At 36.9% G+C, this 20,874-nt stretch carries 25 protein-coding genes; 9 read left to right on the top strand and 16 right to left on the bottom strand.

Going from position 1 to position 20,874, the window contains the following annotated elements:
* Positions 1-113 precede the first annotated feature (113 nt).
* Entirely contained in the window at positions 114-509 is a 396-nt protein-coding gene (locus AABM38_RS10570) for a hypothetical protein (protein ID WP_423410336.1), read from the bottom strand.
* Between the two features lie 177 nt (positions 510-686).
* Between AABM38_RS10570 and AABM38_RS10565 the strand changes: the two genes are divergently transcribed.
* Entirely contained in the window at positions 687-1,451 is a 765-nt protein-coding gene (locus AABM38_RS10565) for a FixH family protein (RefSeq protein WP_423410335.1), read from the top strand.
* Positions 1,452-1,650: 199 nt separating this feature from the next.
* Here AABM38_RS10565 and AABM38_RS10560 read toward each other — a convergent pair whose 3' ends face one another.
* The 11 genes from AABM38_RS10560 to AABM38_RS10510 all read right to left on the bottom strand — a co-directional run bounded on the left by AABM38_RS10560 (position 1,651) and on the right by AABM38_RS10510 (position 12,318).
* On the bottom strand, positions 1,651-2,601 hold the full coding sequence (locus AABM38_RS10560; protein WP_423410334.1) for a ribose-phosphate diphosphokinase: 951 nt from the start codon (positions 2,599-2,601) through the stop codon (positions 1,651-1,653).
* Between the two features lie 49 nt (positions 2,602-2,650).
* Positions 2,651-3,619 carry a 2-hydroxyacid dehydrogenase gene (locus AABM38_RS10555; protein ID WP_423410333.1) on the bottom strand — a complete coding sequence of 323 codons (969 nt, stop codon included), beginning with the start codon at positions 3,617-3,619 and terminating at the stop codon, positions 2,651-2,653.
* 1 nt (position 3,620) lies between these two features.
* Entirely contained in the window at positions 3,621-5,126 is a 1,506-nt protein-coding gene (locus AABM38_RS10550; RefSeq protein WP_423410332.1) for a xylulokinase, read from the bottom strand.
* 16 nt (positions 5,127-5,142) lie between these two features.
* On the bottom strand, positions 5,143-5,967 hold the full coding sequence (locus AABM38_RS10545) for a class I fructose-bisphosphate aldolase (protein WP_423410331.1): 825 nt from the start codon (positions 5,965-5,967) through the stop codon (positions 5,143-5,145).
* A gap of 29 nt (positions 5,968-5,996) precedes the next feature.
* Positions 5,997-7,034 (bottom strand): zinc-dependent dehydrogenase, encoded by a 1,038-nt coding sequence (locus AABM38_RS10540; RefSeq protein WP_423410330.1) that lies wholly within the window; start codon positions 7,032-7,034, stop codon positions 5,997-5,999.
* A gap of 116 nt (positions 7,035-7,150) precedes the next feature.
* A complete protein-coding gene (locus AABM38_RS10535) occupies positions 7,151-8,428 on the bottom strand; it encodes a TRAP transporter large permease (protein WP_423410329.1) in 1,278 nt (425 codons plus the stop codon).
* 4 nt (positions 8,429-8,432) lie between these two features.
* A complete protein-coding gene (locus AABM38_RS10530; protein ID WP_423410328.1) occupies positions 8,433-8,939 on the bottom strand; it encodes a TRAP transporter small permease in 507 nt (168 codons plus the stop codon).
* Between the two features lie 70 nt (positions 8,940-9,009).
* On the bottom strand, positions 9,010-10,044 hold the full coding sequence (locus tag AABM38_RS10525; RefSeq protein ID WP_423410327.1) for a DctP family TRAP transporter solute-binding subunit: 1,035 nt from the start codon (positions 10,042-10,044) through the stop codon (positions 9,010-9,012).
* Positions 10,045-10,270: 226 nt separating this feature from the next.
* A complete protein-coding gene (locus tag AABM38_RS10520; RefSeq protein ID WP_423410326.1) occupies positions 10,271-11,137 on the bottom strand; it encodes a MurR/RpiR family transcriptional regulator in 867 nt (288 codons plus the stop codon).
* A gap of 419 nt (positions 11,138-11,556) precedes the next feature.
* The gene (locus tag AABM38_RS10515; protein ID WP_423410325.1) at positions 11,557-12,090 is read right to left on the bottom strand and encodes a dihydrofolate reductase family protein; all 534 of its coding nucleotides are present in this window, start codon (positions 12,088-12,090) and stop codon (positions 11,557-11,559) included.
* A 45-nt stretch (positions 12,091-12,135) separates the two neighbouring features.
* Positions 12,136-12,318, bottom strand: a complete 183-nt coding sequence (locus tag AABM38_RS10510; RefSeq protein WP_423410324.1) for a hypothetical protein — start codon at positions 12,316-12,318, stop codon at positions 12,136-12,138.
* 201 nt (positions 12,319-12,519) lie between these two features.
* Here AABM38_RS10510 and AABM38_RS10505 point away from each other — a divergent pair, with 201 nt between their 5' ends.
* The 3 genes from AABM38_RS10505 (at position 12,520) to AABM38_RS10495 (ending at position 14,453) form a co-directional block, all read left to right on the top strand.
* Positions 12,520-13,809, top strand: coding sequence for a TolB family protein (locus tag AABM38_RS10505; protein ID WP_423410323.1), 1,290 nt, complete (start codon positions 12,520-12,522; stop codon positions 13,807-13,809).
* A gap of 18 nt (positions 13,810-13,827) precedes the next feature.
* Positions 13,828-14,127 carry a hypothetical protein gene (locus AABM38_RS10500; RefSeq protein WP_423410322.1) on the top strand — a complete coding sequence of 100 codons (300 nt, stop codon included), beginning with the start codon at positions 13,828-13,830 and terminating at the stop codon, positions 14,125-14,127.
* A gap of 65 nt (positions 14,128-14,192) precedes the next feature.
* Complete coding sequence (locus AABM38_RS10495; protein ID WP_423410321.1) at positions 14,193-14,453, top strand: DUF3949 domain-containing protein; 261 nt, start codon at positions 14,193-14,195, stop codon at positions 14,451-14,453.
* Between the two features lie 310 nt (positions 14,454-14,763).
* Here the strand turns inward: AABM38_RS10495 and tatA are convergent, their stop codons facing one another.
* Entirely contained in the window at positions 14,764-14,961 is a 198-nt protein-coding gene (gene tatA, locus AABM38_RS10490; RefSeq protein WP_335378439.1) for a twin-arginine translocase TatA/TatE family subunit, read from the bottom strand.
* A gap of 143 nt (positions 14,962-15,104) precedes the next feature.
* Between tatA and AABM38_RS10485 the strand changes: the two genes are divergently transcribed.
* The 3 genes from AABM38_RS10485 (at position 15,105) to AABM38_RS10475 (ending at position 17,273) form a co-directional block, all read left to right on the top strand.
* Positions 15,105-15,629, top strand: coding sequence for a DUF2202 domain-containing protein (locus AABM38_RS10485; RefSeq protein ID WP_423410320.1), 525 nt, complete (start codon positions 15,105-15,107; stop codon positions 15,627-15,629).
* Positions 15,630-15,801: 172 nt separating this feature from the next.
* A complete protein-coding gene (locus AABM38_RS10480) occupies positions 15,802-16,566 on the top strand; it encodes a MerR family transcriptional regulator (RefSeq protein ID WP_423410319.1) in 765 nt (254 codons plus the stop codon).
* 188 nt (positions 16,567-16,754) lie between these two features.
* Complete coding sequence (locus AABM38_RS10475; protein ID WP_423410318.1) at positions 16,755-17,273, top strand: CBO0543 family protein; 519 nt, start codon at positions 16,755-16,757, stop codon at positions 17,271-17,273.
* A gap of 41 nt (positions 17,274-17,314) precedes the next feature.
* On the opposite strand, the gene AABM38_RS10470 is transcribed toward AABM38_RS10475, so the two are convergent.
* Positions 17,315-17,521 carry a hypothetical protein gene (locus AABM38_RS10470; RefSeq protein ID WP_423410317.1) on the bottom strand — a complete coding sequence of 69 codons (207 nt, stop codon included), beginning with the start codon at positions 17,519-17,521 and terminating at the stop codon, positions 17,315-17,317.
* 164 nt (positions 17,522-17,685) lie between these two features.
* On the opposite strand from AABM38_RS10470, the gene AABM38_RS10465 reads away from it, so the two are divergent.
* Positions 17,686-17,826 (top strand): hypothetical protein, encoded by a 141-nt coding sequence (locus AABM38_RS10465; RefSeq protein WP_423410316.1) that lies wholly within the window; start codon positions 17,686-17,688, stop codon positions 17,824-17,826.
* A gap of 100 nt (positions 17,827-17,926) precedes the next feature.
* On the opposite strand, the gene AABM38_RS10460 is transcribed toward AABM38_RS10465, so the two are convergent.
* Together AABM38_RS10460 and AABM38_RS10455 are read right to left on the bottom strand one after the other, a co-directional pair.
* Positions 17,927-18,997, bottom strand: a complete 1,071-nt coding sequence (locus tag AABM38_RS10460; RefSeq protein WP_423410315.1) for a sensor domain-containing diguanylate cyclase — start codon at positions 18,995-18,997, stop codon at positions 17,927-17,929.
* 130 nt (positions 18,998-19,127) lie between these two features.
* On the bottom strand, positions 19,128-19,673 hold the full coding sequence (locus AABM38_RS10455) for a GNAT family N-acetyltransferase (RefSeq protein WP_423410314.1): 546 nt from the start codon (positions 19,671-19,673) through the stop codon (positions 19,128-19,130).
* Positions 19,674-19,978: 305 nt separating this feature from the next.
* On the opposite strand from AABM38_RS10455, the gene AABM38_RS10450 reads away from it, so the two are divergent.
* Positions 19,979-20,869 carry a DMT family transporter gene (locus tag AABM38_RS10450; protein WP_423410313.1) on the top strand — a complete coding sequence of 297 codons (891 nt, stop codon included), beginning with the start codon at positions 19,979-19,981 and terminating at the stop codon, positions 20,867-20,869.
* Positions 20,870-20,874 lie beyond the last annotated feature (5 nt).

The following is a 20,874-nucleotide window of genomic DNA, read 5'->3' as shown; positions in this document are numbered from 1 at the left end:
ATACTTAATGTTGATAAATCAAACCCAAAATAAAATCCCTCTGCCAATTGCAGGGGGATTCTTTATTAATGAGTATCCACGATTTCGAATATTTATTTGAGTGCTTGATCTATTCATTCAAACATTTTTTCTACCATTTTCATTTTGATCAAACCGTCCTCATCGATGTCCTCAAAGGTAACGACAGCATGACCAAAATATCCTTTTTCAAAATATCCAAAAACAGTTTCTTGATGAATCTTCCCATTATGATCTTTGTAATATAAACTCATTGAATTCTCACCGAATTCTTCTGTTGGATTAACATTTATCGTGATTTTATCTCCTTGCCTAACAGTAGGAATTTGAATGTCAGAATGAATGTTATTATACGTCAGGTATAAACCTTCAACGTCCACTTCTGTTTCATTCTGGATTATCACATCAAATCCCGCATTATCCGTAAATTGTAGAGCAATAACTGCACATACGACTCCAATCACTATAACTAAAAAAATGATCCTTTTCATGTAGCTACCTCATTAAAAATGACTTTATATCTATAAAAGACGACACTTTCAATGATCTAGTTTCATATTACCTTTTCTCAATGTTATAGTTTATTTCCTGTGTTATTTCATCCTTTTATCACAATTCTATCTTAATATAGATTAAAATGCATTTTACAATGAATGGAGCTAACGTTTATGAAAAAGCTTATCATCCTGTTGTTCACATTGCTGATCTTATCAGCATGTTCGAAAGAAGAAGCAAAACAGCAGGAAAAGGCACCAGAAATGATAGAGGTGACCATAACAACCACAGAAAAAATAAAAGCCCAAGAGGAAACCACAATCAATGCATCTGTTCTTCAAGGAAAAGAAAAGGTCACTGATGCAGATGAGGTGAAGTTTGAAATTTGGAAGGCTGGCCAGGATGACCATGAAATGGTCGAAGCTAAGCACGATCAGGATGGGATTTATTCTGTAAAGAAGACTTTCACCGAAGGCGGGAACTATTTCATCGTAGCTCATACGACGGCCAGACACATGCACAGCATGCCTAAAAAAGAAATTACCGTTGAAACTGCGGAAGCTGAAAAACAAGCAGAAGGTACGGAGCATTCACATGATGATCACCAATCCGAAAGCTCAGAACATGAACATGATGATCACCATAACAGCGAGGTTGATTTTGATTTCCATGTGCACCAACCAGTCCAAAGCAAGCAGAAAAGTGATCTGACCGTTCAGCTGAAACAAGGAAGCGAACCGATTACCGGTGCCACTGTGAGATTAGAAATCTGGGGTGAGAACCAAAGCAAGCATGATTTTATCCCGGCTATCGAAGGAGCCAATGGAGCTTATTCATTAACCTATTCTTTTCCTTCATCTGGAACATACAGCGTGAAAATTCACTTAGAGAAAGGTAATATCCACGATCATACAGAGAAAACGGTTAACGTGAAGTAATTGACAAGAAAAAGCCCTTCAAATTCATAAGGGCTTTTTCAATTTATTCGCTCGATTAAGATTTACAAACTACTCATGCAATGGAAAATAAATTTTCTTTTCAAAGGACATTTATACAAATGTAGCCATATGCAAAACAAGCTTTGTATACACTAAAATATTCGCCAACAACAACTACCTTAATTGGCTTAGAAAATCATTATTCAAAAAGAGGACTGACTGCTTTTTCATTATGAATACGGTCGATTGCGTCTACAAGCAATGGTGCAATTGATATTGAGGTAATTTTATTGATCATTTTCTCTTCTGGCAGCTCAATTGTATTTGTAACTACCAATTCGGTAATTGATGAGTTTTCGATTCTACTAATAGCTGGCCCAGAGAGCACCGGGTGCGTGCAACAGGCATACACTGCCTTTGCTCCTTTTTCGATTAATGCATTAGCTGCTAAAGTAATCGTTCCAGCTGTGTCGATTAGATCATCAATTATAATCGCATTTTTCCCTTCAATATTACCAACAATATTCATAAGCTCTACAACATTTGGCATTGGACGGCGTTTATCGACGAATGCAATAGGCGCATTTAATCGGCTCGCCATTTTTCTTGCTTTGACTACTCCACCATTATCTGGAGCAACAACCACGATATCTTCTAATCCCTTATTCTCAAAATATTCAGAAAGTATAGGAACACCTATTAATTGATCAACCGGTATGTCAAAAAAACCTTGTATTTGGGGTGCGTGAAGGTCCATTGTTAGCACTCTATTCGCTCCAGCCGTTTCTAAAAGGTTTGCAAATAGTTTCGCAGTAATTGGTTCCCGTGAACGAGCTTTTCGGTCCTGTCTTGCATACCCGTAGTATGGAATTACAACATTGATTGTTTTAGCTGAGGCTCTTTTCAATGCATCGATCATGATGAGAAGCTCCATAATATATTCATTGCCAGGCTGTGAGGTCGACTGAACCAAATAAACTTCACTTCCACGAACACTTTCTTCTATATTAATTTGAATTTCCCCATCACTAAATCTAGTAACAGAGCTTTTCCCTAACTCACATCCTAAAAGCTGTGCCATTTCAGCCGCTAGATTAGGATTAGAATTTAACGTAAACATTTTAAAACGATCATTTAATTGATATGCCAATGTTAGTCCTCCATGTCGTTTTAATGATTTTGTACCATGGTCATATTTTTTATTTTAGCATAACCGGTGTAAGGGGTTCTGCTCCATTCAATACGTTTACTATATTATCAGCCGCTAAATTCGCCATCGCAATTCTCGTATTTATGCTTGCGCTTCCAATATGGGGTAAGGTAACAACATTTGGTAAGGTAAGTAAAGGATGATCAACAGATACTGGTTCTTTTTCAAAAACATCCATACCAGCAGCCCATATTTGCCCTTCAACCAATGCATGATACAAGGCATCCTCATCAACTAATCCACCTCTGGCTGTGTTAATTAAGATAGCCTCTTTTTTCATCTGTTTCAATTCTTCTTTTCCAATAAGATGATGAACCTCATTGCTATATGGAAGAAGAAGGCAGACATAATCAGAGCGTTTTAATAAATCTTTTAATTCAGCATATTGAATACCAAGTTCTCTTTCTAGTTCTGTTTTACGTTTGCGATTAAAATACAATACTTCCATATCAAAACCCTTTGCACGCTTAACAAGGGCTTCACCAATCCGACCTAATCCGATAATTCCAATAGTTGCATTATTAATATCTTGTCCTGTTAACTGCATCGGAGACCACGCCCCCCACTCTCCTTTACGCAGGAAATCAGAAGACTCGACTAATCTTCTTGCTGTTGCCATTAAAAGAGCAAAAGTTAAATCAGCTGTCGTTTCGGTCAGTACCCCAGGTGTATTCGTCACAACAATTCCCCTGCATACAGCCGAATCTAAATCAATATTGTTATAGCCAACTGCTAGATTACTAATCACCTTCAAGTTACAAGCAAGATCCAGAACCTCTTTATCAATTATATCCGTTAATAGACATAACAGGCCCTCCACATCCTCGATTTCCTTCAATAATACTTCCCTAGGAACCTGGATACTTTCCTCTTTCCACATTCTCACATTGAAATGACATGATAGCTTATCAACCACGTTATCAGGTAGTTTTCTAGTTATATAAACCGTACTTTTCACTTCATTCTCCACCTTTCAAGCTTTGCAGAGCACTTATAGCAAAGAATTGTTTTAACGAAGGATACAACTCACAAAAGACTTTATATAACTCATAGTACGTATGTAGCTGATTTAATTCTGGCTCGACGGTACTAACTGAAAGATTACTAATATTCTTTGTGGCGTTTTCTAATGAAGAAAAATATCCAATAGCTGTACCTGCAAGTAAACAAGCTCCTAAAACACCCGTTTCAGAAATGTCCTTAATTTCTATACGCTTATTTAAAACATTTGATTTAATTTGGGCCCATTCCCTGTTTTTAGCTCCACCACCAATGGACGGGAAGCTTTCAACTTGTAGTTTGTATTTCTTCTCAATAATTTCATAGATTTGTCTAAGTCCAAAAGAACAGCCTTCTAATACAGCCCTGTACATATCAGCTTTTGATGTATTTAAATGAATGCCAGCAAATACACCTCTAGAATTTTGATCCCAGATCGGCGACCTTTCCCCTTGCATATAAGGGAGGAAAAATACTCCGTTTGCACCTGCTGCTGAATCATTATATAATTCTTCGAATATTGCTTTAGAATGGCCTTCAGGCTTTAAAAAGTTTTCATAAAACCATTGGATGGAAGCACCAGGAAATGACATGGCACCATGGGAAAGCCATCGATTTTTAATTACATGACATCGATTTAAAAAACGCTTGTCTAAAATGTCAGGCTGATCAGTACAAACGGTCAGCACATTGGAGGTTCCAACTGACTCAAACATTTTGTTTGGTTCAATCCCTAATGCGAGTGCGGAGCACGCAGTATCTGCAGCACCAGCAATTACTGGGATTCCTTCGAATGACATCTCAGGTAGATCTAAATCACCAATAATTGAACAGGGATCCACAACTTCTGGTAGTTTGGATCGATGGACGCCTGCTTTTATATAAATATCTTCAGACCATTCATACTTTTCTATGTCATACATTCCAGAGAAGGAACTTTGGGTCCAATCCATCACAAATACACCCGTCAGCTTATGCAAAATAAAAGTAGCAAGATTTCCCCATTTATATGTTTGTGAATAGAGCTCATGATGGTGATTTTTAAACCATAAATAAGTTGTAATCGTATACATTCCTGGTTCTAAACGGTTTTTTGTTACTTGGTCCAATAGGTCTTCACTAACCTCATTCTTAATCCAGTCTGCTTCAACCTTGCTTCTTTGATCTAAATACATAATCCCTCGATATAACGGTTCTCCCTTTTCATTCAAAAAGACAGAGGTATTACAAAAAGTTGAAAGGGAAATGGCATCGACAGATCCCACGGTCTCTACTTGATGCCATACTTTTAAGAGTAAATTTTTCGTCTTATTCCATATATCCTCTAAGTCGATTTCTACCCATCCCTTTTTGGGATAAAGTAAGGAGTATGGTTGAAATTCCAGGTATCCCAATACTCCTTCTTTGTTTAAGGCCCCGACTTTTATCCCGCTTGTTCCAATGTCAATTCCAATAACGTGAGACATAATTCATCACCTATTTTTATACATTTGCTGGTGTATTGATTAACTCTTCATAAAGTTCCATTGTTTCTTTTACTGTTCCTTTATCATGGATAATGTTTTTAAACGATTTTACAACTGCTGTTGGGTTAGGATTATTCCATACTATTCTACCAAATGTAATTCCTGTTCCACCAGCATCAATTACATCGTAGACCATTTGGAAATAGTCCTCAATATTATTTCCGTTATCACCACCAGCAACTACAACCTTACCTGGAGTAGAAGCAACAACCTTATTGAACGTTTCTGGATTTCCCGTGTATTTCGTTTTAACAATATCTACTCCAAGTTCAGCACCTGCACGAACAGCATAAGCAATGTGTCTCCAATTATTTTTATCATCCTCAGGAATTTGGTTTCCTCTTGGGTAGATGTGAGCAATCATAGGAAGTCCATGTGCTGCAGCTTGACCAGATAAAATACCAAGATTACGAAGCTGTTCTGGTTGATCATCACCACCAACAATACAACCCATTGATACCGCATCTGCTCCCAATCGAACGGCTTCATCTACTTCTGTAACCCATGCATCATAGTTTGGCTGCCATGGAGAGAATGAGGAACATTTTAGAATAAAGCCAGCTTTACCAACATGAGGACGAAAGCACAAATCTGCAATACCTTTGTGCATCGTAATGGCATCAGGACCACCTGCTACAATTTCACTTACCTTACGCTCTATTGGCATTAACTCTTCGAATATACCGCGGGCAATAGCTTGATCAACCGCAACTGCTAGTAACTTTCCAGACTTTTGGTTTAATAGTCGACTCATACGAATTTCTTTTCCTAAAAATGCCATATCAAGCACTCCAATTCTAATTTATTGTTTTATAGTGTAATAACTGATTTCATTCCATTTCCGTTTCGCACATCCATGATTGCTTGCTCTATGTCATCTAATGTATATCCGGTCGTAGTTAACACTTCTGTATTAATTTGACCAGAAGCAATGAGAGAGAGTGATTTATAGTAGTCGGCTCTTGTTAAAGCAGATGTACCATTTACATTTACTTCATTATAATGAATAATGTTCGGATCAATTTCAGATAGAACTCCATTTGTAAATCCTGCAAATAAGTTTAAAGTGCCACCTTTTTTTAGTAGATTTACACTTGGCTTTACAAGGAACGGAACACCAATTGCCATAATAACAACGTCTGCCCCATGCCCATCAGATTCGCCTAACACAATATCGTGTAAAGATTCCGAATCCGGATTTACAGCATAATTAGCACCTGCAAGCAGAGCCTTTTCACGTCGATGTTCAATTGGCTCACTCAGAATAACGGATTTAGCACCCGCGATTTTTGCTAACTGAACATGCATGAGTCCGATTGGACCTCCACCGATAACAACAACTACATCTCCCATTTTCACATTTGCTTTTCTTTGGCCATTGATACAACAAGCAAGTGGTTCGGTCACAACAGCCTGTTCAAACGAAACATGATCAGGAATTTTCACTAAATTACCGGCTTCAACTGCAATACCAGGTATTTTTACGTACTCCGCAAACCCACCATCATATTCATATCCAATAGCTGTACGGTTCGCACAAACATTTTCTCGACCATTTAGGCAGTAATAGCACTTTCTACAAGGAATAACCGGCATAACTCCTACCCGATCCCCTGCGAAAAAACCTTTCACCTGGGCACCCACTTCTTCGATTGTACCAACAAGTTCATGACCAATAATTGACGGTGTTCTTATACCCTTAGTCTTTTTCCCTTCAAAAATTCGGACATCCGTGCCGCAGACAGCACTTGCATTAACTCTTACAAGCACCTCATGCTCGTTAATTAGCGGTTTGTTTACTTCTTCCAGTCTAATTTCATTTGGGCCAAGAAATATCGCTGCTTTCATTAATACCTCACTCTCCAATCTTTCCAAGTGTTTATAGTATACAATATCTGGTGGTAATTTCCTTCATTATTTAATAAAAAAAATAGAAGAAAATTTCCATGACGTTATTTGTATTTTTATAAATCAAACCAACCTATAGGTACTGTAATAATCTCTGGAACAAATACGAAAACCAAAAGGATTGCGAACGTAACGGCTAACCAGGGTAATGACGCTTTACTTAGTTCTTCAATTTTAAGACCGGTAATATTACAAGTTGCATATAAGCAAACACCAATTGGTGGCGTAACCAAACCAATTGAAAGTAGAACAACTAAGAATACAACAAAAAACACTGGATTAATCCCAACCGTTAAAACTGTTGGCATCAAAATTGGTACTAGGATAAAGATTGCTGCAGTCGCATCCATAAACATTCCAACAATTATTAGAAAAACAAACAACATTAGCATGATTACAAGCGGACTGTCACTAACCCCACCAATAAATTCTGCAACTCTCGATGGCAATCCATCATATTCAAAAACCCAGCCAGCAGCCTTTGCCGTTACCGCTATGAAAAGGATAGTTCCTGTAAGGCTAGCTGTTTTAAAGAATATTTCAGGCAGTTTCTTAAATGTCAACCCTTTATAAACAAAGAGAGCGATAAATAACATATACAACACACAAATTCCTGCTGCTTCTGTTGGTGTAAAATAACCACTTAATATACCTGCAAGTAAAATCAATGGGGCAAGTAAAGCTGGAAATGCTCCTATAAGTTCTTTTCTAAGTGTTTTCCACTCAAATTTCTGTTTTATTCCGTAGTTATGCTTTTTGCAATAATAATAGTTAAAAATCATGTAAACTACAGCAATGATCACTCCTGGTACAAGCCCGCCTACTAGTGCAGCCCCAATTGAAACCCCCGCTGTAGAAGCAGCAACAATCATCAATATGCTAGGTGGAACTATGGTTGCAAGCACTGAAGTGATAAGGGTTACCGCCGCGGCATAGCCTAATGGGTAATTATTTTTTGTCATTGCATTAGTAGTAAGGCGCCCAGTACTAGCGATATCTGCTACAGAAGATCCGGCCATACCTGCAAATATTAAACTAGCTAATATATTGACCTGACCCAGCCCACCTGTCATCCAACCAACAATACTTTTCGAGAAGTCGAAAATTTTCTCTGCTATTCCACCTTCATCCATTATAAGACCTGCTAAAATGAACAATGGAACGGCTACCATGAGAAAGCTATTCATAGAACTATACATCGACTGAATTACAATGCTTATTGGTACATCAGTGAAAACTAGAATTGTGCCCACTACTGCAATTCCAAGGGCTGAAGCAATAGGAACACCGATCAACATCAAAATGAAAAATACGATTAATAAAAAGATTGACACCTTATTACTTCACCTCCTCTTGTAGTAGTGAACGATTGTATAATAATGATTGGATAGTATTAATTATCCCAGTCACAGCTGCAAAAGGAACAGAGAGTCCTATTAACCACATTGGCAGTAGTAAAACCGAGCTTTTTTCATTTGTATTTATCTGCTGTGAAAGCAACTCAATTCCTAAGATGAACATGAAAAGAAAGAATCCAATCGTGGCAATCGAATAAATCAAAATAGAGTGTTTTTGGATAAATTCAGGAAAATAATTCAATAAAAGGGTGACCCTTGCTGATTCTGCCTCTCGAAAACCAATTCCTATTCCCAAATAGATCAACCATATAAAAGTAAAACGTGTTAATTCCTCTGTCCAGGGTGCCGGATGTCCTATTAGCCTACCAATAATTTGCCAAATTACAATGATGAAAATGGCCGCTGCAGACAAGGAAGCTAACGTATCAGTAATTTTATTAAAGACTCGAAAGAAGGTTTTTAATTTACTTTTTTCACCCTTAACCATCGCTATACTCCCTTATTTCAGTGTGAGGCGGCCATGTAGTAAACTTGGCCGCCTCCTATAAAACTAGTAATCATTCACTTTTGCCTACGAACTCCAATATTTTTCCAAAGAATTCGTCGTCCTTTACCAAGCCTTTAAATGTTGGATACGCTTTTTTAGAAACTTCCACAAAAAGCTTTTGCTGCTCACTCGTTAATTCATTAACTTTAACTCCTTCTCCTTCAAGTAATTCAATCGCTGCCTTGGCTTCTTTTGTATCATAATCTAGTGCCCAACCTTGAATTTCTTCCGAAGCTTCCGTTAAGATTTTTTGTTGATCTTCTGTTAATTTATCAAATTTAGCTTGGTTGATCCCTACTACCCAACCATCCGCCATATGATTTGAAATCGTTAAGTATTCTTGTACTTCATATAATTTCGCAGAGGTTACAACTCCGATTGGGTTTTCTTGACCATCAATGGTTTTTAATTGTAAAGCGTTGTAAACTTCACCAAAATCCATTGGAGTAGTAACCGCACCTGTTCCCTTGAAGAACTCAACCCATAATGGATTGTTTGGAACACGTAATTTTACACCTTTTAAATCCTCAGGTTTTGTGATCGCGTGCTTAGAGTTCGTAATTTGTCTAAAGTCACGAGTCCAATACCCTAAGCCATGAATATCTAATTCTGAAACCGAGCTTAAAAGTTCATCACCAAGTTCACCATTTAAGAAGGAAACAAATTGTTCTTTGTTATCGAATAAATAAGGGATACTAATTGCACTAAATTCTGGGATAAAGTTTGCATAGAGAGATGTTGATAGAACGAGCATATCTAGGCTTCCAGCGCCAAGCTGTTTAACCGCAGCAGATGGATCTCCGCCATAAAGAGTTCCATTTGGATGAACCTTGATCTCGATAGATCCATTACTCTTTTTCGCCACAACCTTCGCAAACTCCTTCGCAGCTACTGAAACTGATGCTGCATCAGGATCTGGAGTAGACAGTGTTAACGTTACTTTTTTGCCCGAGTCAGATTTTTGTTCTCCACTCGTAGCACTGCTGCATGCCGAAATACCGAGCAATAATCCTGCTGTCAAAACCAATGATAAGATTTTCTTCAATTTGTTTCCCCCTTATTTTTTAAATTGTTTGATAACGCTTTCTTTGTAGATTATAAAAAAAGAATATTCGTTATCGATTAAATTTTCTGAAAACTTTGTCCGTGAAACCATCATATCACAGGGTGGTAATTTCCTTCAAGAATATTTTAAAAAAAATGAATATTCTTTTCATGAATGATAGTTATAGGTTCTTCTTATTAATTCAAATAATCATTAAGGGGTTAATCTATAGCTTTTTATCAATTGTGGATTTACGGGTCTTCTGCAGATTATTGTAGAACAATTCATACTGTTGATTCGCTACAGCCGCTACTAAAACATCTATTATTGTCAATTGAGCAATCCTTGAAGAAATGGCATCTGTTCTAAATAACGTTTCATTTGAAGCAGTTTGTAAGACGATATCTGAGATATTTGTTATTGGTGATTTTGAAGAATTCGTAATACAAATTAGAGTAGCCCCTGCTTCTTTTGCCAGTTTCATTGCAGTTAAAACATCCGTATTTGAGCCTGTATGTGATATGCCAATTACAACATCCATTTCTGTTAGTACACTTGCTGACATTGCTTGAAGTACTGAATCATTATAAGCAAATGATTTAACCCCTAATTTCAATAGTTTATGGTGTGCGTCTTGGGCAACAGTTCCCGATCCACCAGTTCCGTAAAATTCGATTAATCTTGCTTTAGCGATGGCATCGACAGCCTTCTGAATTTCTTCATCACTACACACTTCGATTGAATCGTATAATGCTTGAATATTTGATTGGAATACCTTCTTTTTGATAACTACAACATCGTCACCTTTTTCGATCACTTCATGAATTTGCTTCTCAGGTGCTATTACCTCTTTAGCAAGGTGAATTTTTAAATCCTGGAACCCTTTATACCCAAGCCGCTTACATAAGCGTACGACCGACGATTCACTCGTTTCACTTCTTTCTGCTACCTCAGTTATGGAAAGATGTATAATTTCTTCTTGATTATGTTCAATAAACTCTACAATCTTTTTCTCAGACTCGCGAAGTTTTGACATAGCTGCACTTGTTCTAGTGAAAAAACCTGGATTTGTATTGATGTTTAATTCACTCATCAGTATCCCCCTACTATCTTTTGGTATATTTAACTATTCTATAATAACTATACATTGATTATCTACAAGAAATAAATAAAAAAACTAAATTGAACTTGTGGGAATATTAGCATCTAATCTATTGCGCTATTTTTAAGTGTAAATGTGTTAATCAATTGCTTTTAATATATTTTGAAACTTACTCAACATCACTGTGAAAAAGTTTATTTAATTCAGTTCCTCTTCTTAAATCATTAATATTTTATAGTTTGTTCTGTATGCTCCATAACACTTCGATCCAAAGATTAAATTGTTTCAAAAATTTACTCCTAGTTCATTAATTGAAGGCTTGCTTTACGGGAACTAAGAGAGTGATCCAATCAGTTTACTCATCCAATCTTTCAATATGTAAATAGAACTCAAAAACTAGGTATTAAGATCTATTTTTCAACTACATAATGCAGCTCCGCAAATTGGTTAAACTGCTTCAACCCTTTCAAGGAAAATTCCAGGTCAAAATCAAGCTCTTTAAATAATGGAATGCCTTTTCCGATTAAAACGGGGGCTACGGTCATAATTAGTTCATCTACTAGTTTTTCTTTTAAAAACGAATGAATCAGCTCGCCTCCTCCGACAAGCCAGATTCTTTTTCCTTCTTCTCTTTTCAGCTTCATCGTAAAATCAACAATATTTCCGCTGATGAATTTTACGAACTCAGTATCTTCCTGCGCTGTCCTTGTGAATACATAACATTCCTTATTCTTGTATGGAAAGTCTCCATTTTCATGTTCCATCACCCAGTCGTAAGTCCGTTTTCCAACTAAAATCGTATCCACCGTTTCATAAAAGTCGGAATAGCCGTTATCCCCTTCGCCCTCAACCTTGAAAAGCCAATCCAAAGAGTCATCTTCCCTGGCGATGTATCCATCTAAACTTGTGGCAATATATATCGCTAAATTACGTTCGTTCATCATCTGTTACCTCCCTTATTAACTATTATAGTCATTATGTAAACTTTATTATTTCCTGAATGTTGCCGGATTTTCAATCCGAGTCGAACGAACTTCACCACAGTTTAAACAAAAAGTATAAATCTTATTTGACCCTATTGAAAATTTTTTATCCACTGGCCTGATAGCCATAAAGTCCGTTCCTTCTGCAAAATCAGTTCCATCACACTTTACACATTTCATTTCCTTCATTTTCCTCATCCCTTCTTAATATCCCTATTAGATTATTAACGAATCAGCTGCAAAAAGGTTTCAATTATTCTCCAGTTAAGCTTGTCGGAAATATTTTTATCTTTTTCCTAAAAAACCCTTTTAATTGGTGTAATTTTACACTATATTAGTTAATAGGTAAATAATTAAGTGGAGTTTGGTAATCCTTGAGGAGGCCTTTACATGAAAAATAAGAAGCGAATTTTGACTAGTCTCGCAGTTACAGCTCTGTTGCTAGTGGCGAGTATCAGCTATATTTTATTAAGTGACCGCGATAGCTATCAGTATTACACCGGACTCGGCAGCGGTCTTTCAATTTCCGAAGATGATCAGCGTCTGGCTTTTTCCTATTATCAGGACGGCCGCGAAGCGATCTATGTTTCTGAGGCAAACGGTAAGAACGCAAAAAAAGTTACTAAACCAACTAAGGGTCAGCACCGGGACCCTGAATTTTCACCGGATGGCAGCAAGCTTCTATTTTTATCAAGAAATGCTGAAGGTATTCAATCGCTTTTTATCACCGACCAGGATGGCAATAATCTAAAAAAACTTTCTAGTGATGCTCAGCATGTTTCTGAAGCCATTTTTTCAAAGGATGGAAGTCAAATTTACTTTTCCAGCATGCCTGCAAAGGACTTTAAAGAATGGGAAGCTGGTACAGATGAAGGATTTGATTTATTTTCAGTCGATCTCGACGGTAAGAATCTCAAACAGCTAACGGATGATAATCGGCTAGCCATGGAGAGCATTGCCCTTTCTCCGAATGGAAAGGAAATTCTCTTTAAGGATAATACGGACCTTTATAACTTCAACATCGAAAAAGAAGAGGTTTCCTTTTCAAAGTTTACAAAGTTGATGCCATCAGAGCCGTTCTATCTCACGCTTTCCCCTAAGAGCAACGCAGCTGCCTATACTGCAGTCTCTAAGGAATCCAAAAACTCCTCACTATTTGAGTATGAGTTGTTCCTTAAGAATTTAGAAAATGGCGAAATCACACGATTGACTAACCTGGAAAAAGCTGTTGTTTCCCCAGTATTTTTTCACTCGGTTGATAAAATCCTCTTGCTAGAACATACCAATTGGCCACAGGACCCAAATAAGTTCAAACTGATGACAGTCAATCTGGATTCTAAAAAAACGTCTGAGATTTCGCTTGATCTTCCTGCTTCCAAAGCGAGCAGTGTCATGATGCAGGCAGTCGATTATACAATAAACAGCTGGACAATTGGTTTGTTATATTTCATCCTGCTCTTCTTGTTAACATTGTATATGAAGCCAAAGAAAGTATTTTTACCATCATTCATCAGCCTGGCAATTGCTGTTCTTTCAATTGCTGCTAGCATTATTGTGGCAGCTATGGTTGATCCTTGGATGGGAATCGGAGTCGGAATGATGTCAGTTGGAATGTGGCTCTGCACACTTGCATCCTTTCTGTTTGCTTTCGGAATCAAATTTTATAGAAAAAAAGCGTAATGAGAGGAGATAGAACAAATGTCCGATGGTTTAGGAATGGCATTGACGTTTATCTTTGAGATTATTCTATTTGGCTTAATCAATTACTTCACTGTAAAACTTTCATTGAGAGATGTTAAAAAACGGATCTGGGGAGGAATCGTTTTCCTCCTGCTTACCCCTATTATCTTTTTCGGCACACTATTTTTCGTTGGGATTTTTGATGAAGGTGGGTGGGGTGCAGGAATTATGTCTGTCATTTTTACGGGTCTTTATATTTTGAATGGAATGATTATGCTGCTGTCATCCATTCACATATATTTTAAGAAACCTAGTTAAATGAAACTTTTCCCAAGCTTCTTCGTAAAATAAATAACAGTTTTTCTTAGATGGAGGAAGCCAAAATGACACTTTATATTTTCTCTGGAATACTGATGATTTATATTTTACTATCTATTTTGATATTGCCATTTCAATATCGATATATAAAAGCCATTAAGGCCGAAGAGAATAAATTAAAATCGAATGGCAAGAAGCAAAGCGACATGTATGACAAAATGAATCCTGGCGAATTAGTTTTACATGAAAATGTTCAGGGGAATGGTCTATTTTTTCTTGCTAATATCCTTGCTTCCATTGTTTATCGAATAAAACATAGCAAATAATTTTTTCGGGGGCCATTTTGGTCCTTTTTTTGTTTTTTTAATAGCAACCTTCTCAAAAAGGAACACTTATTATGTATTGCTGCGTTATTTTATTAAAGATTTTAACTATCATTGGTTGAAATTATTTTTAATACCAGTTGAATTATTTTTAATACCAGTTGAATCGATTTTATTACTAGTTGGATTAAACTTAATACCAGTTGGGTCGATATTATGACTGGACGAATTAATTTTTATAAATGGTTGAAGTATTAAACCAAGTGGCAAATGTTGCACAAAAAAACTGCCAATATCATTGGCAGTTTAAAAATTAATTCTTCGTATCCTTGTTACTATCTTCGTTGAATTCCTTCTTGATATCATCCGTGATTCCTTCAGTAGCCTTCTTGAACTCCCTCATTGACTTTCCTACTGCACGTCCAATTTCAGGCAGCTTATTAGGTCCGAAAATGATCAGCGCAATGACGAGGATGAGGATTAATCCTGGAAATCCTATATTTGAAAGCATGCGATCGTCTCCTAATTAAAAGATATGTCCATTATAGCGAATAATCTTTTAAAAATGAACCCATATCTTATTTCTCCGCATTTTTTAAAGGGTTTGGGTAAAAAATGAATAAGAGAATTTTACAATTTAAGGAGGTATATAGAATGATCCAAAAATATTCGATTGGCCTATTTTTAACTGGCTTGATCCTCTTTTCGCTTTTATCCGGAAATGTCCAGGCTCAAACTGCAGTTCCAGCCGACTTTGGAGCCAAGGGAGCAATTCAGGATACCTCCATAACCATGGAGGAGGCTCTTGTATATGCGATACAGGACGAATACCTTGCCCAGGCAAGATATGACGCCATAATCGGCAAATTCGGTTCCATCAGACCATTCAGCAACATTAAGGCAGCGGAACAGCGGCATATCACAGCATTGCTCAGTTTGTTCCAAAAATACAATGTGAAAATACCTGCGGACACAGCCAAACAATACGTTTCCGCTCCGGCTACTTTAAAAGAAGCTTTCCAGCAGGGAGTCGAGGGCGAAATCGACAACATCGCCATGTACGAAAAGCTTGCTGCTGCCCCTGCCCTTCCGCAAGACGTAAGGATGGTCTTCACGCAGCTCGGCGATGCTTCAAAAAATCATTTACAGGCTTTTAGAAGAGGATTGAGCAGAAATTAATAAGTATATCAGTTTAGAAAGCAATGGACTTCCATTGCTTTTTTTTGTCATTAATCGACGACCCATATTCTGCTCTAACGATATGTTTTTCTTCTTATAAATATTTTTCTAAACACCTATTTACATTGACGCAGCGTCAAGGTGTAAAGTAAAGGTGTCAGGAGGTGAAAGCATGGAATATACGATTCAAAGTCTAGCAAGAATGGCAGGAATCACGAGCAGGACATTGCGGTATTACGACGAAATCGGCATTCTAAAGCCAGCGAGAATCAATTCATCGGGATACCGTATTTACGGTGAAGCAGAGGTTGATCGACTGCAGCAAATCCTCTTTTACAGAGAGCTTGATGTTGATTTAGAAAGCATTAAAAAGATTATTACTTCCCCATCTTTTAATGAAACAAAGGCACTTGAAGAACACCGCGAAAAGCTTCTGACAAAAAGAGAACAATTGGATCATTTGATTGCCAATGTTGAGAAAACATTAGCATATAGAAAAGGGAGAGTTCATATGAGTAACGATGAAAAGTTTGAAGCTTTCAAGGAAAATTTGATAAAGGATAATGAAAAGAACTACGGCGATGAAATCAGGGCGAAATATGGAGAAGCTCAGGTCGAAAAATCGAACCAACAGCTGAAAAATATGTCAAAAACTCAATTTGCAGAGGCGGAAAAGCTTGGTGAAGATATTCTGGAAGCTCTAAACCAAGCATTCCTGACTGGTGATCCGGCAGGCGAACTCGCACAAAAAACAGCTGATTTGCATCGTAAGTGGCTGACGATTTATTGGGGAAACTACTCAAAGGAAGCACATGCAGGTGTCGCACAAATGTATGTTGATGACGAGCGATTTGCAAAATACTACGATAAAAAGCATCCTGGTGCAGCAAAATTTCTTAGAGACGCTGTTCATATCTATACCGGCCAGAAAAATTAATGCTAATAGAATATTTAGCGCCAAAATGGAATTTTTCTATAATGGCCTTCTAAAGATTAAAAGATAGATTAAACAACATTGGTTGCCTAATCTATCCTTTTTTGTACCTTCTGAACTTCCCTGCTTCTACAAATATTATTAAACTTTAAAGGATTCATATTATCCTCATAATTTTTCCGAAAAGGAACATGTTATTTATGAGGAGTGAGAATATGAAGGATAAGACAATATTAAATATAATAACCATCTTCGGAATAGGTGCTAGCATATTTTTTCTATTCAGAAAAAAAGGTGCATTAAAAGACTGGTTTCTCATTTATTTATTTAAAACGTTAATTTCAACTTTACTTGACGGACCAGTAATAAAGAAAAAATATTTGCAGTATCCGCACCGGTACTTCCCGCATTTGTTTGACTCAAACATTGTATTTCTATATATTTTATTTCCTTTATCATGTGTCATGTACAACCAATTCACCTATAAAATGAAGCCAATAAAATCGATTTTAAGTGTTTTCCTTTTTAGCGGTCCGATGACACTCATTGAAAATTGGCTTGAAAAGAAAACCAGATTAGTGAGATATCGAAAAGGCTGGAACAGCTTTTATACCTTTTCTGTTCTCTCTTTTACTTTTTTGTTAGTCAAGGTTTTCATTGAATGGATTCGATTGTTAGATAAAAAAAGAAACCCCAGTCTAAATCCATAACAAAATCCCCTTAATTACTAAGGGGATTTATTTTTACTACCTCACTCTGTTGGCTGAGCTTTTGAAGCATTTTGAGCCAGGTTTACAGCACTTAAAGCGGATGAAATTTCGTTCGATGCTTGTTTAATTGCTTCCTGAGCAAGTATCGGATCGGCATTTGCTTTTTCAATCGCTTTTGTTAACAAATCCTGCGTTAGTGTTACATTTGCTTTTGCTTGATTTAGTTGATTCACATCAATTTGTGTCATGAGTATCTCTCTTTTAATTTTTGACTACCCCTATATCATGAACTTTGATGTTCTTTTTATTAAGGTAAAAAATACTACCATAAAAAACGGAGGTATCGAGTATAAATTCATTCTGTATAGAATTCCTGTTCAAATCAAACTATATAAAAGTGGAGGTGAATACATTGCCGAGTGAAAAAAATGAAAGTCCAAACAAAATTAAATACAGCATTTGGGATACAAAAACGGATGAAAAGCAAAGGAAGATTCTTGAAGCGCCAAACTTAATCAAAGGATTCAACCGAGATTCAAAAAAGGGTTTATAATGAAGACAGATTTTATCTCTATGGCTAGTTTATTTCCTTTCTGCTCCATAAAAAAAGGGCTGCCAGAGCAACCCTTTTATCAGATATTCAAAATACCCTCTTAATTTAATTCACATCTGAAAATCACATTCTGATTTTTACCATTTTGCTTAGCCGAATAGAGAGCCTGATCCGCGGTCTTCTTCAATTTTTCAACACTTGACCCGTGATCCGGATAAATTGAAAGACCGGAACTATAAGTAATACCAATTTTATTGCCATGGGTACAAATGGGGTTTGAAGATAAATACTTATTTAATCTAGTGTATACATCTTTTGTAACATCAGGGTCTTGTGTGTTGATGATTAACATAAATTCATCACCGGCATATCGAAACCCTTCTATTCCCATACAGCAAATACTCTTTATTCCCTCCGCGAAGGTTTTCAGATATAAATCCCCATTTTCATGACCATACAAATCGTTGATGCCCTTCAAATTGTCCAGGTCCAGCATGATTAACGAAAAGGAAATATTCTCTTCAATTCGTTTCGTGATATGAGAATTGAACGCTCTTTGGTTTTTCAACCCGGTTAATTCATCCGTATTAGAAAGGGTATGTATTTCTTCATAAAGTCTTGCCGTTTCGATCGAAGTCATCACCTGGGCTCCAATCAGCTGCAAAAGTTCCTCATGTTCTTTTCGATAGGCAAACTCTTTGAAACTTTGAGCGGATATGACAGCTTTTACATGATCATCGATTATGATCGGAACAAACAAATGCGAGATCGTGTCCACTCTTCCGACCATTGTCTTCATATCATCATCTTCTTGAATACGATGATGAATGATTTTGCGGCTCTTGATTACTCGAGTCGTATTGTTTTCCCCATATTCTATTGAAAACTTTGGCAAGGGTTGACCATCTTCCATTAATATTAAGAAATCTATGTTATTTTCCGCTTCATTAGGAACAGCCAAATAAAAAGAGTCGGTTGGAATGACCTCTGAGACCATTTCATAGGCCTTTTTCAACAGAGCTTCTTCATTTACCGTTTTACTGCATTCCTTGGCAAAATTCATGATTATTTTATAATGCTCAGCCAACCAGCTCATACTCTCCAATTGAAGTGTATGATCCGCTTTTCTTTTTAAAAAATAACGTTTTTTCGTAAGTTTGGTATTTATCATATTCACACTTCCAAAAGAGATTACTATATAGACACGTTAATTAATATTATAGAGTACTAAAAGTGTTTTTAATATAGGATAAATTTATTGTCGTCTGTTATTTTTTATATTCAGCTGATTTTGACCCCAATTATAAGTTAAGCCTACCCATTACAATCGTGTCATAGTAGTTACCATCTGACAGCAGCTTATCTTTTTTCAACACCCCTTCTACTTCAAATCCGTATCTTTTATATAGCTCGCACGCTTTCTCATTCGTTTCAAGAACATGCAGGCAAATTTTCTTAATTCCATTTGAGTCTGCCCAGTTAATCGACTCTTCTAAAAGCTTTTTTCCAATCCCGTATCCCCAAAATTCTTTAAGAACACCGATCCCGAATTCCACTCTGTGGGAGCTTCTTTTCAAAGTATTGCCTGCACATCTTGAAAAACCAGCAATTCTTCCGTTCACTTCAGCAACTAAAAATAGATTATGTTCATTTTCGGAATCAGCATTTATGATTTTCATAAATCCAGCTTCATCTATGTATGCCTCGCCGCGTTCCCGATCCATATTTTCCGTTTCCCCATCAATCTGCAAACGGACTTCAGACAATACTTTCGCATCTTTTTCCTCTGCAGACCTGATGTAATAGTGCACTTCACGAACAAGAAACTCTTTTGGTTCTATTCTCATTTCGTTTTCTCCTATCAGTCTATTTTTATACATTTATTTCCTATTAGGGATTTATATATTATCATCAGTTCATGGCTGTGTCACTTATTTTTCACGTGAATGCTAGACCATTTTTGAAATTTTTTTTAGTTCATATAAGAAATGACAGGACAAACAAATAACAACCAAAAGAGTGAAAGAGCAAGATTTCGAATTAAACTTTGAGCCGATATATGGTAAAACTAATGTAAGAGAATTCATATTTCTTTTTGCAAAGTTTCTGATTTATAGCTTACTGACGTTAGAAAAACAAGAGGAGTAAATTGATGAAGGTAAAAGATATTGGAGCGATGTTTGCACTTGCTGCCTTGTGGGGAGCGTCATTTCTATTTATTCGGATCGCTTCACCAGTAATTGGCCCAATTTTCACGATTCAAGGCCGTGTAACCATTGCAGCATTAGCGTTGTTGTTTTACATATTTATAATCGGGCAATCAACACAATTTAAACGACTTTGGAAACAATATCTAATCATTGGTGCATTGAATGTAGCATTGCCATTTACATTGATTGCTTACGCTGCCCTTCATTTAAATGCATCCATGTCGGCAATTATCAATTCCATGACACCACTATTTACAGCGCTTGTCGTTTGGGTATGGATAAAGGAAAAGCTAACTATGAGAAAATGGCTGGGGATTTTAACAGGTACAATTGGGGTCATTATTCTCGTAGGGTGGAGCCCGGTCCCCCTAACAATAGAAGTGCTAATTGCGATCATCCTATCTGTTCTTTCCACAGTATCCTATGGCATTGCAGGTGTGTATGCAAAGAAAAATTTTGGAGGAGTCCCTCCTTTGTCAGTTGCTTTTGGTCAACAATTCGGTGCAAGCTTGCTTCTCATTCCATTCACCTTATTCCATTTGCCAGAATCAACTGCAGTCATTACGCCCATCGCAGCATTTTCAGTTGTGGGCCTTGCTCTTCTTTGCACCGCTATTGCATACTTGCTGTATTTCTATCTGATCGAAAGTGTAGGTCCGACGAAAACCTTAAGTGTGACATTCATGATCCCTTTTTTCGGTATGTTATGGGGCGTACTATTCCTGAATGAACAAATTAGTTTAGGGCTGATCGCTGGTCTTATCGTTATATTAACCAGCATTTTCCTTATTTTTGATTTCCAGCCTAAAAGAGTAACTAGGAAAGCGGCTTAATCATG

This window comes from Heyndrickxia sp. MSNUG (genome assembly GCF_049532715.1).
Classification (GTDB): Bacteria; Bacillota; Bacilli; order Bacillales; family Cytobacillaceae; genus Mesobacillus.
This window is presented reverse-complemented; position numbering and strand designations above follow the sequence as displayed.

Coding starts and splice junctions, on each gene's coding strand:
- AABM38_RS10570 (WP_423410336.1), bottom strand. CDS start 509: ATGAAAAGGATCATTTTTTTAGTTATAGTGATTGGAGTCGTATGTGCA.
- AABM38_RS10565 (WP_423410335.1), top strand. CDS start 687: ATGAAAAAGCTTATCATCCTGTTGTTCACATTGCTGATCTTATCAGCA.
- AABM38_RS10550 (WP_423410332.1), bottom strand. CDS start 5,126: ATGTCTCACGTTATTGGAATTGACATTGGAACAAGCGGGATAAAAGTC.
- AABM38_RS10545 (WP_423410331.1), bottom strand. CDS start 5,967: ATGGCATTTTTAGGAAAAGAAATTCGTATGAGTCGACTATTAAACCAA.
- AABM38_RS10540 (WP_423410330.1), bottom strand. CDS start 7,034: ATGAAAGCAGCGATATTTCTTGGCCCAAATGAAATTAGACTGGAAGAA.
- AABM38_RS10530 (WP_423410328.1), bottom strand. CDS start 8,939: ATGGTTAAGGGTGAAAAAAGTAAATTAAAAACCTTCTTTCGAGTCTTT.
- AABM38_RS10520 (WP_423410326.1), bottom strand. CDS start 11,137: ATGAGTGAATTAAACATCAATACAAATCCAGGTTTTTTCACTAGAACA.
- AABM38_RS10515 (WP_423410325.1), bottom strand. CDS start 12,090: ATGATGAACGAACGTAATTTAGCGATATATATTGCCACAAGTTTAGAT.
- AABM38_RS10510 (WP_423410324.1), bottom strand. CDS start 12,318: ATGAAGGAAATGAAATGTGTAAAGTGTGATGGAACTGATTTTGCAGAA.
- AABM38_RS10505 (WP_423410323.1), top strand. CDS start 12,520: ATGAAAAATAAGAAGCGAATTTTGACTAGTCTCGCAGTTACAGCTCTG.
- AABM38_RS10500 (WP_423410322.1), top strand. CDS start 13,828: ATGTCCGATGGTTTAGGAATGGCATTGACGTTTATCTTTGAGATTATT.
- AABM38_RS10495 (WP_423410321.1), top strand. CDS start 14,193: ATGACACTTTATATTTTCTCTGGAATACTGATGATTTATATTTTACTA.
- tatA (WP_335378439.1), bottom strand. CDS start 14,961: ATGCTTTCAAATATAGGATTTCCAGGATTAATCCTCATCCTCGTCATT.
- AABM38_RS10485 (WP_423410320.1), top strand. CDS start 15,105: ATGATCCAAAAATATTCGATTGGCCTATTTTTAACTGGCTTGATCCTC.
- AABM38_RS10480 (WP_423410319.1), top strand. CDS start 15,802: ATGGAATATACGATTCAAAGTCTAGCAAGAATGGCAGGAATCACGAGC.
- AABM38_RS10475 (WP_423410318.1), top strand. CDS start 16,755: ATGTTATTTATGAGGAGTGAGAATATGAAGGATAAGACAATATTAAAT.
- AABM38_RS10470 (WP_423410317.1), bottom strand. CDS start 17,521: ATGACACAAATTGATGTGAATCAACTAAATCAAGCAAAAGCAAATGTA.
- AABM38_RS10460 (WP_423410315.1), bottom strand. CDS start 18,997: ATGATAAATACCAAACTTACGAAAAAACGTTATTTTTTAAAAAGAAAA.
- AABM38_RS10455 (WP_423410314.1), bottom strand. CDS start 19,673: ATGAGAATAGAACCAAAAGAGTTTCTTGTTCGTGAAGTGCACTATTAC.
- AABM38_RS10450 (WP_423410313.1), top strand. CDS start 19,979: ATGAAGGTAAAAGATATTGGAGCGATGTTTGCACTTGCTGCCTTGTGG.